This is a genomic window from Anabaena sp. CCY 9402-a, assembly GCF_963920945.1.
In the GTDB taxonomy this organism is placed as follows: domain Bacteria; phylum Cyanobacteriota; class Cyanobacteriia; order Cyanobacteriales; family Nostocaceae; genus Trichormus; species Trichormus minutissimus.
Genome location: NZ_CAWUDL010000053.1, coordinates 34,558 through 46,150, shown reverse-complemented (window position 1 = coordinate 46,150; position 11,593 = coordinate 34,558). Strand labels below are relative to the sequence as shown.

Sequence of the window (11,593 nt, the reverse complement as noted above, 5' to 3'; positions counted from 1 at the left end):
TATCTCCTATAATCCCTTCACAGTAAGCTTTTTATCTTTTATAGACAAGTCTAATGTATGTAGCTACTCGTCATCAAGGATGATACTACGGCTTTTTCTGCTCTGATAATCAAGATTGTGTTATTAATCCCATTTCATCCGTTATGCTTTGTTTGCTGCATTGTTTAGTAACACCGATTTTTGTGTAGTTCAATCTCAGGGAAAAAACTCATGGCAAAACAGTTAAACCTTCTCTCAAAGGGACAGGTAATTACAACAGCCCTGCACACGGAGATGCAACGGTCTTACTTAGAATATGCCATGAGTGTGATTGTGGGGCGGGCATTACCAGATGTTCGTGATGGTTTAAAGCCAGTGCATCGGCGGATTTTATACGCTATGCACGAACTTGGCTTAACACCCGATAGACCTTACCGGAAATGCGCCCGTGTGGTAGGGGATGTATTGGGTAAATACCACCCACATGGCGATCAGGCTGTTTATGATGCCCTCGTGAGACTGGTGCAGGATTTTTCTAGTCGCTACCCTTTACTAGCAGGACACGGCAACTTTGGTAGCGTTGATAATGACCCACCGGCGGCGATGCGCTACACAGAAACCCGTCTAGCATCAATTGGTCATGAAGGGATGCTGACAGAAATTGGCGAAGAAACTGTAGATTTTGCTGGCAACTTCGATAATTCACAACAAGAACCCACAGTTTTACCTGCACAGTTGCCCTTTCTGTTGCTCAATGGCTGTTCCGGCATTGCTGTTGGGATGGCGACAAATATTCCCCCTCATAATTTAGGGGAAATTGTTGATGGGTTGATTGCCTTAATTGACCAACCGGATTTGTCAGATGAAAAGCTCATAAATTTAATTCCAGGGCCTGACTTTCCCACTGGTGGGGAAATAATTGGTGATACGGGCATTCGCGAGGCATATATCACAGGTAAAGGTGGGATTGTCTTGCGGGGAGTCGCCACAGTTGAGGAAGTTCCCGGCGGTAGAGGTAGCAAGCGGCGAACAGCAATTGTGATCACGGAATTGCCTTATCAAGTCAATAAGGCCGGCTGGATTGAAAAAATGGCTGACTTAGTAAATCACGGTCGCCTACATGGTATTTCTGACATTCGGGATGAAAGCGATCGCGAAGGGATGCGAGTTGTCATCGAACTCAAACGCGATACTAACCCCCAAGAAGTTCTCCAGCATTTGTATCACCAAACCGCCTTGCAAACTACCTTTGGGGCAATCTTGTTGGCGATAGTTGATGGACAACCCCGTCAGTTAAGTTTGCGGCAACTTTTATTAGAGTTTTTGCAGTTCCGAGAACATACCCTCAACCGCCGTTACAACTATGAGTTAGAGAAGGCACAAAGTCGCCTGCATACAGTTATGGGGTTACTCAAAGCTTTATCCAATGTGGATGAAGTTATCGAAATTTTGCGACAAGCCGCCGATGGTAGCACAGCTAAAATTAGTCTGTGTAGCCGACTAGATTTAAGCGAAAGTCAGGCTGATGCTATTTTAGGAATGCCATTGCGTCGAATCACGAGTTTAGAACAGCAGAACTTACAGCGTGAGTTTGACGAACTCAGCACACAAATTGCTGTACTGGAAAACCTGTTGACCGATCGCAAAGAATTACTCAAGGCTTTGAAAAAAGATTTGCGATCGCTCAAAAAGAAATACGGCGATTCCCGACGTACTAAGTTAGGGGCTACCATTACAGAGGAATTACCAAAAGGCAAAAGTGCAGACGGACAAAAAAGCTCAAGCAAAGTAGAAGCAGAACCAGAATCAGCCGAACCTTTAGAGGAAGTGATTTTAGAATCTACTCACCGGGGTTATGTGCGTCGGATTCAGCTATCTGGGAAAAAGTCAAAATTAGACAACGGTTTAAATGATCACGACTTCATTATTCAAACCGAGTTGACCGACACCCACAAAGATTTATTAGTGCTGACCAATGGTGGTAAGCTCTACCCTGTCAAAATCGGAGATATTCCCCCCACTACAGGACGTTCACCACGGGGAACACCTCTGATTACCATGCTGACAAGTACAGCTCAAGGTACTCAAGAACCTGTGGTTAGTCGCTTTATACTCCCAACAGATTTAGGAACTCAGCAAATTGTTCTCTTGACTAAACAGGGAAGAATTAAGCGTCTGTCTTTAGAAGAACTTACTAACCTGACACGGCGGGGAATTACGATTATTAAACTCAAAGATGACGATGAATTGTTATTGACACAATTCACCAAGTCTGGGGAACACTTGATTTTAGCTAGTTCTGGGGGGCGGTTGCTGCGGTTTCCAGCTAATGACGAACAACTACCCATGATGGGACGGACAGCGATGGGTTTACAAGCATTACGCATCCTGAAATATCAGCACATGGTTGGCTGTGTGAGTTCATCAACAGCCACACACCTATTATTAGTAACGGAAGAAGGATACGCTAAACGCTTACCTCTGAATCAGTTAAAATCGGCTAACCGTGCCGATTTGGGGACGCAAGCTATAAAATTTGCGACTAAAACAGACAATCTCGCGGGGATGGTAACAGCGATCGCAACGTCAGAAGTGGCACTTGTGACGAATAAAGACCGAGTGGTACGAATACCTATAGATACTGTACCAATTTTGCCCAGAGATGCTAAAGGGGAAAGTATCCTGCAACTCAACCGGGATGAAAAAATTATTACTGTTTCTGAAGTACGTTCATCTTGAGGAGTGCTGTAAAGCCCTGCGGGCATAGCTGCGCTTAGAGCGGTAGCGCGGTGTTTAGGAATGAGGATAAAATAAGATCCATCATTACGGGGTCTCTCGCACTGCTGTATAATTCCATTGCGGCAAATAATCGTCAAATACAATCTCCGTCATCTGCTTAAATTCATCTGTGATCTTGCGACCTGTCTTGTATATGCCATCTAAGATCGTTGTAAACACCTGAAGCCCTGACTTTGCCTTTAGTTAAAGAAAACTCTGAGTATTTTTTGCTATCTCTAAACTGGAAGGCTTCATCTATTATTCACAGCGTATACCCAGTGAGGATTTACCTCATGAGAGCAGGAAATCCTAAAGTATATTTTCTGATAGCGATCGCCCAGTTCCACCCCGACGCACTTTAATTAATTCTGCACAGATGCTAACTGCAATTTCTTCTGGGGTTAAAGCCCCAATATCTAAACCAATGGGTGCATATATCCTTGGTAAATTACCCTGATATTGCAATATTTTGTAAACAGTATCAACGCGTTTTTTACTACCAACCATGCCAATATATTGTGCATGACAATGCTTTAATATTTCTAAAGCTGATACATCTTGTAAATAACCTCTAGTCACTAAAGCAATATATAAATTAGAAATTTGCTGAATATTTTCCAGAATTGAGGTGATAGGTTTTGCTAAAACTAATGAGGCATCGGGAAATCTTTCTGGGGTAGCAAAATCTAGGCGATCGTCTTGTATGATAATTTTAAAACCTGCTATCTTAGCCATCTTAACTAGGGGAATAGCAATATGTCCTGCACCAATAATTAATAGAGTTGGTGGTGTTAGTAAAGGTTCAATTAAAGTATGATTTTTAAGTTGCGGTAATTCGGGGATATTTGCTGTTTCTAAGTAGGGTTTGGCATTGATATTTAAAGGTGTAATAATTGCGCCTGGTTGCCCAGATGTAAGTTTATCGATAATCTCATTCACTAAGCTTAAACTAGCATCACCTGACCATAACTCCAACCATACCAACATTGTGCCACCACAAACACCTTGAATTTCTCGGTGCGGTGCGCCTGATAAATCAATTTCTACCAATTGCTTTTCGCCATTTTGTAAGACTTGCAAAGCTTGTTGATAAACTTTAGCTTCCCCAGCACCGCCGCCAATTGTACCGTAAGTTTTCCCGTCGGCGCAGATCATCATTTTTGCACCTACTTCTCTAGGGACAGAACCTTTGGTACTAGTGACTGTGGCTAAAACTACACCACCTTGTTTTAAAGCGGCTGCTAGTTGTTGGTAAAACTCAACCATGAAAACCTGATTGTTTTGTTATTGACAACTTGATAACTTACCAATTGATTTGCAACATTTGATTCCCATCTTTCTGAAACTCGTAAGCAACGGGTTTCACCTGCACTTTAAAACCTTTGCTAGATAGCTCCTGAATAACTGGCTCAAGGTATGGAGACGTTTCACCATCAAGCTTCAGTAAAGGGAAAATCCTAATTTCTGGAGCGACTCGCAGAAGTTCATGAATCGAATCCATGTGTAAATCCAGCGATAACTGTTCAGAATACAGAAAGAGCAAATGAGAACATACACATAATTCAAACTGATGATTAGCAAATTCTAAGCTTGGTAAAGATTGATTTAAATAACGCCCTACAGCTTTCCCCTTTTCATAATCCCATAAAAATTTTTTCATGGCGGCGAGCCGAGCCTCACCAAGCTCATCAGCATGATGAAAGTTCTTCCAGATATAGCGATGAGCGTTTTGCTTGACCTGTGAAACGACTGTCTCATAAGTTTCTCTCACACGCTGCTCAATCTGTGCAGCAGAAAACTCATAAATCGGATCAATAGACACAACAGAGCATCCTAATTCTGTCATTTCAGCGTTGAAGCTAGCTGGCCCATCGCCACAGCCCAAAATTTTGGTGTTCAAATCTGCCTCTGACAGATTAAACATCAATTTATACTCTTCTAGAGTTCTACCCCAAGGGACAACTTCATTGAGTTTCATTTGTGAACGCATAACAGGTTACTTCATATCTTGCCTGCTTTGAGTTTGAATGTTACCCCGCATCACCAGAGATTTTCAGATTTTCTGGATAATACGGTATCCCCAACCTATTTGCTACGGCTTTCATCACCAGTTTGTTTTGTCAATCCCTTGTAAAAAATATTTACATAATGTTATATTCAGTTACATAAGCAAGCAAAAGAAAAAAGACATGACAAGCAAAGGCTTCACAATGAACGAACTCGGTCAACTCAACAACTTTGCCATTGAACCAAAAGTTTATGTAGATCAAACCCCAAGAGCAGGTTTTACCGAGTACGCGGAGAAACTCAATGGACGCTTGGCGATGATTGGCTTTGTCTCACTTATTGCTGTAGAAATAATCACAGGAAACGGCTTGATTGGATGGCTGACAAACCTGTAACTAAGTTTGCAAGTCAATTTTGAATATTTCACTCAACAAATAAGAAAGCAATAAAACAATGAAAACTGACTTTGATTTTCCGACAAAAGATTTAATTGGAACTGTTGTATTTAGACCTGATTTCAACAACTTTGAAACTATCAATGCTAACCAAGCTTGGTCATTATTTTTCAGTGCAGGTCAAGATGATAAAGGACTGGGAGAAGACACTGAATTAGGCAGATTTTTCACCAACATTTTAATTGCGGTGGGAGTAACAGGAACTCTGTGGGCAACTTTTTTCAGCAATTTGGGGTAAAAAGTTGAGTTCTGCTTGTAAATTTAATAACTTTATCTGAAGTCTTGGTTCTTGTAACTAAGGCTTCTTTAAATATTTAGCGATCATTCAAAACAAAATGAAGAGAGAGTTACTGGTATCTTGCACGATTATCAATAAACTGGTGCAAGATGTTAGTATAAAACATACCTTTCAGAACAGCAAAAATTTATACTTCTAGCTTCTGGAAGCAAATGGGTTTATGAGGCTTCGCAATTTTCACAAATCACGTAGAATCGCCACATAATTTCTTAAAAATAGAAAATATACCAATAATTTAAATATGATCTATCTTTAGTTAGACAGAAAAATACTTATTTTTATTTATTTTGGGTAAAGAATAGCACGATTTAATACGTACAAAAAATACAGTTAGATTAATTTATCTGTGTTTATTTAAGTTTTCACGTGTCTAAATTATAGGGTTTAAGTTTACGCTACCCTAGAATGCAAAATCATCTTTAGGAGTTGACATACTATGTCAGAATTGATTCAGACGATCCTGGATAGTGAAGAAAAAAGTGATTTGCGGGGCTTTGTTAGTCAATTACGCCAAAAAGAGCAGAATTATTTACTGCGGAATGACATCTTGAATGAATATAGTGAATACTGCACCAAATTTGAGAAGCCAGAGACGTTTTATACTTCTTCTCACTTAGGAAAATTAATTTACTATACCCAAGAGATTATTCAAGAAGACTCAAATCTATGTTTCATCATTCGTTCCAAGATTGCTAGTCAAGAAGTTTATCGCCTGACAGCAGACTTAGATGTTGAGTCGATGACGGTACAGGAATTATTAGATTTGCGCGATCGCTTCGTCAATAAATTTCATCCCCAAGATGGTGATCTGCTAGAGTTAGACTTTGGCCCTTTTTACGACTACACCCCAGTCATCCGTGACCCCAAAAATATTGGTAAAGGTGTAGAGTTCCTCAACCGTTATCTATCTAGCCAACTCTTTCAAGACCCCAAACAATGGCTAGAAAGCCTATTCAACTTCCTCCGCCTACATCATTACAACGGTGTCCAGCTGTTAATTAACGATCGCATTCAATCACAACAGCAGCTGTCACAGCAAGTTAAGAAAGCTATCAACTTTGTGAGTGATAGACCCAACGATGAACCCTATGAACAATTGCGGTTGCAATTGCAAACTATGGGTTTTGAACCAGGTTGGGGTAATACAGCCTCTCGTGTGCGAGATACCTTAGACATTCTGGATGAATTAATCGACTCACCCAACCCCCAAACTCTCGAAGCCTTCATCTCTCGTGTCCCGATGATTTTTAGAATCGTCCTGGTGTCAGCACATGGTTGGTTTGGACAAGAGGGGGTTTTGGGTCGTCCTGATACTGGTGGTCAGGTGGTGTACGTCCTCGACCAAGCCAAAAATTTAGAAAAGCAACTACAAGAAGATGCTGTACTCGCCGGCTTGGATGGGTTAAACGTCCAACCCAAGGTGATAATTCTCAGTCGCCTCATTCCCAACAGTGATGGGACTCTTTGCAACCAACGCCTCGAAAAAGTTCACGGTACAGAAAACGCCTGGATTTTGCGTGTCCCTCTGCGGGAATTTAACCCCAATATGACGCAAAACTGGATTTCCCGATTTGAATTTTGGCCTTATCTAGAAACCTTCGCCATTGACGCAGAACGGGAACTGCTGGCAGAATTTCAAGGTAGACCAGATTTAATTGTGGGTAACTATACCGATGGGAACTTAGTAGCGTTCTTGTTAGCGCGACGGATGAACGTTACTCAATGCAATATCGCCCACGCTTTAGAAAAATCCAAATACTTGTTTAGTAACCTGTATTGGCAAGATTTGGAAGATAAATATCATTTTTCTTTGCAATTCACTGCTGATTTGATTGCGATGAATGCAGCCAATTTCGTCATCAGCAGCACCTACCAAGAAATTATCGGTAAAGCCGATAGTGTAGGGCAGTATGAATCTTACAAATGCTTCACCATGCCTGAGTTGTACCATGTGGTGAACGGGATTGAATTATTTAGTCCCAAGTTTAACGTCGTACCGCCTGGGGTAAATGAAAACGCCTATTTTCCCTATACACGTTTTGAAGATAGAGTAGAAAGCGATCGCTCACGGATTGACGAAATGCTATTTACTTTAGAAGACCCTAGCCAAATCTTCGGTAACCTCGACGATCCTCATAAGCGTCCAATCTTCTCAATGGCGCGTCTAGACCGGATTAAAAATATGACTGGTTTAGCAGAATGCTTTGGTAAAAGTAAAGAACTGCAAGAACATTGCAACTTAATTTTGATTGCCGGTAAGTTGCGGGTGGAAGAATCAGACGACAATGAAGAACGGGATGAAATCGTCAAACTTTATCACACTATTGACGAGTACAATCTGCATGGCAAGATTCGCTGGCTGGGTGTGCGCCTATCAAAAACTGATTCTGGGGAAGTGTATCGAGTCATTGCTGACCACGAAGGTATTTTCGTTCAACCAGCTTTATTTGAAGCCTTTGGTTTGACAATATTGGAGGCGATGATTTCAGGATTACCAACGTTCGCTACCCAATTTGGTGGGCCATTAGAAATTATTCAAAATAAAGTCAATGGTTTTTACATTAACCCCACTAATTTAGAGGAAACAGCCCAAAAAATCCTCGAATTTGTCACTAAATGTGAAGAAAATCCACAATATTGGGGTACAGTTTCTCAGCAAGCAATTGACCGAGTATACAGTACCTATACTTGGAAGATTCACACCAATAAACTGTTGTCATTAGCCAGAATTTATGGTTTCTGGAACTTTACATCCAAAGAGAAACGTGAGGACTTGTTGCGCTACCTTGAGTCTTTATTCTATTTAATTTACAAACCCAGGGCGCAAGCACTCCTAGAACAGCATAAGTATCGATAACAATTTCTAATTCGTAATTGTAATTAAAAATTACGAATTACGAATTATTATTGATATACCGTCAACGACCTCCAAGTATTTGGCCCGACTACGCCATCTACTCGGAGATTACGCTGTACTTGAAAGGCTTTAACTGCACTTTCTGTTAAAGCCCCATAAACTCCATCAACGGGAAGAGTATAGCCATTAGCAACTAATAATCTTTGCAAGACTCTCACTGCACTACCTGAATTACCAAAACGTAGATTTGGTACATTTCTGATAGACCTTTGAGAGCGTCTAGCAATAATAATTTCATTACGAATTTGTTGGGCTATAATACGTGGTTGACGCGGAACTTTTACCCTCACAGCCTGAAAATTTCGGAACTCATCTACACTATAAGCATCCTTGATTAAATCTGTTTTTTTAATCGGAGATTGTTGATTTCCAGGATTGAAAGCTAATTTAATATTTGAGGAACTTTCACTTGGTGGCACGAATTCAGGTGGCGTGATTTTTGCAGATGACACTAACTGATATGGCTCAACAGAGGTTGTTTTTTTCACGCCATTGTCAAGCTGAATTACAGGCTGCTTGGGTACAATCGACGGAGGGGTTGGCTTGATTGCTAATACACCCGTCATCAGCAGGACAATATCATTCATGGTAATTGATGTCACTATCACCCATATTTCCTTTGACAGAAAAAATTCATTAATTCCGGAATAGTGCTTACTTAAATCTAATGAGTTAAATTTTGAGCAACTGTAGAAAATTAAAAATCAATGAGTCAGGATTCAAAACATCTTTCCCTTCGGGCTTTTGAGTTCTAGATTCTTTTGATGTAGCAGAGTTTAAATTGCTTTGAGTGATTTTTTGATACTACAAATGACAGCAATTAATCAGTTAATCAACTGCCAAATTGCCTAAATGTAGAATTCTCTGATTAATGTCCTAATAAACTTAACAAGAATAATAAACTCTAGATATCAAAGAAATTATTCCACCTTAAGCGGTATATCCATATGTGTATTTTTTTGATTTGAGAGTTATAAATTACTTATGGGATCAGTGTGGTAATAATTAGTTTGAATAATTGCCAAAAATGTCAAAATTACTACTAAAAATAAACAGTTACTACGAAACTCGTTCAACACACTACAGTCAAATCCTGAATCTGTTAGCTATAAACCAAGTGCATATTTCCAATCAATTCGACTACGTACTGCATCTGCTGCTTGTCTATCTGTTAATCATAAAGGCACATTGCATGACTGTGATTAGTGCCAGTTTCCCTGGAGAGATTGCTGTTTGTCCGCACCTCGCTGGGAATAGGCTGGTAAACTCTCTATCCGCGTATAGCACTCTCAACTCGTCGTACATTTTCATGTACATATTTCCTTTTGGGAATGACGCACGCGCTATTTTTGCTGTTTGTTCTGGTATTTCCCATTGATTTAAAGGATGCAGTGTCATATTCCAATATCAGAAGATACAACCAGTGAAGTCTCTTCTTACTTACTGCTTATTGGCTTATTAGGGGGTCTGTCCCCCTATTCGCCAGCTGTATCCTTCAAGAAGTCGGGGTTATTGGCTTTCAGGAATGATTTAGATTGATAAACCAAAAGACACTATTACTATTATCGATATGGTTCTACACTGCTGATTTCAAATTCACAGGCGCGCGAAACTAATTCTGATGGCAATTTATCAAAACTGACTAACGATAAATAAGATTGGTCTTTAATTAGTTCTTTTGCTAATAAGAAACCAGCAATTGTCCAGGTTTGATATTTTCTAGATTGCTTTCCAATCAATCGTCCTTTCTTCCCATCATAATATTCTGGCCACTCATCTTCAAACAATCGTGTTTGGGCAATTTCAATCGCCTTAGTTGCCAAATAAGGTTTATTAGTTTTTATAGATGCTGCTGTTAACATCCACATCAAAACAGGCCAACTACCTGCATTATGATATGACCAAGGTATATTCTTAGGGTCGCATCCTGTGACAATTCTGTACTCTTCATTCTCTAAAGCTGGATAGCAGATTTTCATGGGCATATCTCCCACTAAATCTTCCCATCTTTCTTCTACAAGATTCATGATTGCTTGAGCTTGTTCTTCTGTAGCTAGGTCTGAAATAATCGCCATCAAGTTACCCAGTGAAAAGAACCGAGTATCTAACTGTGATGGGCCAACATTACCTGCTAAATAACCACCTTTTTTTGGTAGCCATTTATCTAATTCATAATAGGGAATAGAGTCTACATAGATGTTAAAAAGATTGACTGCTGTTTTACCGTATTCTTCACTTTTGAAGCGATAAATAGCATTGAGACGATTGAGATCAATCCAATAATGCTGACGAATATGGGCGCACAAAAGCGGTAAACGATTATCAATTGCTTCTACAACATCTTGATTACCTTTACAAATTAGCATCTCCCGTGCCGCACGCAACGCCGAATAAAATAGGACTTGCAGTTCTAGAGGGTGTCCATAGATACCCATGCGGCGGTCAATCATGCAAGCACCATCGGGAACTAACAGCGTAGGATACATATCAAAGCGATTAGCCAGACAGATTTCCATGATTAACCTAATACCTGTTTGGAATTCAGGTTTATAGGCTAAAGAAAAATCTTTTGTTGCTACTACATAAGAGTGCAATAGAATGATCCACCATAAACAAGAATCTACTGGTGTGACTCTAGCGATCGCGTGTTCACCAAAATCTGCTTCTAAATACTCTTCACCATGCTCTGATACTACTTTAAAACTCGCTGGTATCAAACCCCTACCTGGCTTATAAGCATCTAACTGTCTTTCTTTAGGTTGTAACTTTAAAGTTTCTTCTAAAAAGTTGCGGACAATCTCTGTTCTACCTTTGATCAGAAAAAGCAAAGCTGACGAAACAAAATCCCGAATAAAACATTGGTCGTAATTCAACGCCTCTACAGAAACATCATAGGCTGCTACTGTCCCCACAGGGCGACCTTTATAATATAAAATTGATTTTTCTAGTGCTTCCCAAGCAGATGCTTCTATATTTTCATCTGTTAGTAATTCGTTGATTTTCTGCATCGCCAGACTAACTCCATTGTGGGTATAAATTTTTGGTAGATGCGCTTTCTTCGCGATAATTTGTACTCTTGTTCAGCATAACAGAGAGAATTTTTGCCCTAGCAAAAATTCTCCAACATCAACAGCCCAAACTGATTATCTCAAGCTGTTA

8 protein-coding genes and 2 pseudogenes are annotated in these 11,593 nt (G+C 40.1%); 4 read left to right on the top strand and 6 right to left on the bottom strand.

Features of this window, described 5'->3' with window-relative positions; all coding sequences use genetic code 11:
- Positions 1-210 precede the first annotated feature (210 nt).
- Positions 211-2,718, top strand: a complete 2,508-nt coding sequence (gene gyrA / locus ACM0OR_RS18975; RefSeq protein ID WP_414578016.1) for a DNA gyrase subunit A — start codon at positions 211-213, stop codon at positions 2,716-2,718.
- Positions 2,719-2,802: 84 nt separating this feature from the next.
- On the opposite strand, the pseudogene ACM0OR_RS18970 reads toward gyrA, so the two are convergent.
- The 3 genes and pseudogenes from ACM0OR_RS18970 to ACM0OR_RS18960 form a co-directional block, all read right to left on the bottom strand.
- Positions 2,803-2,946 (bottom strand): annotated as a pseudogene (locus ACM0OR_RS18970) (hypothetical protein); the annotation flags it as partial.
- A 120-nt stretch (positions 2,947-3,066) separates the two neighbouring features.
- A complete protein-coding gene (locus ACM0OR_RS18965) occupies positions 3,067-4,023 on the bottom strand; it encodes an XdhC family protein (RefSeq protein ID WP_414578014.1) in 957 nt (318 codons plus the stop codon).
- Between the two features lie 37 nt (positions 4,024-4,060).
- Entirely contained in the window at positions 4,061-4,747 is a 687-nt protein-coding gene (locus ACM0OR_RS18960) for an SAM-dependent methyltransferase (protein WP_414578012.1), read from the bottom strand.
- A 199-nt stretch (positions 4,748-4,946) separates the two neighbouring features.
- Between ACM0OR_RS18960 and ACM0OR_RS18955 the strand changes: the two genes are divergently transcribed.
- The 3 genes from ACM0OR_RS18955 to ACM0OR_RS18945 all read left to right on the top strand — a co-directional run bounded on the left by ACM0OR_RS18955 (position 4,947) and on the right by ACM0OR_RS18945 (position 8,374).
- The gene (locus ACM0OR_RS18955) at positions 4,947-5,159 is read left to right on the top strand and encodes a chlorophyll a/b-binding protein (protein ID WP_190707791.1); all 213 of its coding nucleotides are present in this window, start codon (positions 4,947-4,949) and stop codon (positions 5,157-5,159) included.
- Positions 5,160-5,217: 58 nt separating this feature from the next.
- Positions 5,218-5,457 (top strand): hypothetical protein, encoded by a 240-nt coding sequence (locus tag ACM0OR_RS18950; protein WP_190707788.1) that lies wholly within the window; start codon positions 5,218-5,220, stop codon positions 5,455-5,457.
- Positions 5,458-5,953: 496 nt separating this feature from the next.
- Positions 5,954-8,374: a sucrose synthase gene (locus ACM0OR_RS18945; RefSeq protein ID WP_414578010.1), complete on the top strand. Its 2,421-nt coding sequence runs from the start codon at positions 5,954-5,956 to the stop codon at positions 8,372-8,374.
- Between the two features lie 47 nt (positions 8,375-8,421).
- Here ACM0OR_RS18945 and ACM0OR_RS18940 read toward each other — a convergent pair whose 3' ends face one another.
- The 3 genes and pseudogenes from ACM0OR_RS18940 to ACM0OR_RS18930 all read right to left on the bottom strand — a co-directional run bounded on the left by ACM0OR_RS18940 (position 8,422) and on the right by ACM0OR_RS18930 (position 11,442).
- A complete protein-coding gene (locus tag ACM0OR_RS18940; protein ID WP_414578008.1) occupies positions 8,422-9,021 on the bottom strand; it encodes a peptidoglycan-binding domain-containing protein in 600 nt (199 codons plus the stop codon).
- A 522-nt stretch (positions 9,022-9,543) separates the two neighbouring features.
- Positions 9,544-9,832, bottom strand: a pseudogene (locus ACM0OR_RS18935) (transposase); the annotation flags it as partial.
- Positions 9,833-9,996: 164 nt separating this feature from the next.
- Entirely contained in the window at positions 9,997-11,442 is a 1,446-nt protein-coding gene (locus ACM0OR_RS18930; RefSeq protein ID WP_414578007.1) for a glycoside hydrolase 100 family protein, read from the bottom strand.
- Between the last annotated feature and the right edge of the window lie 151 nt (positions 11,443-11,593).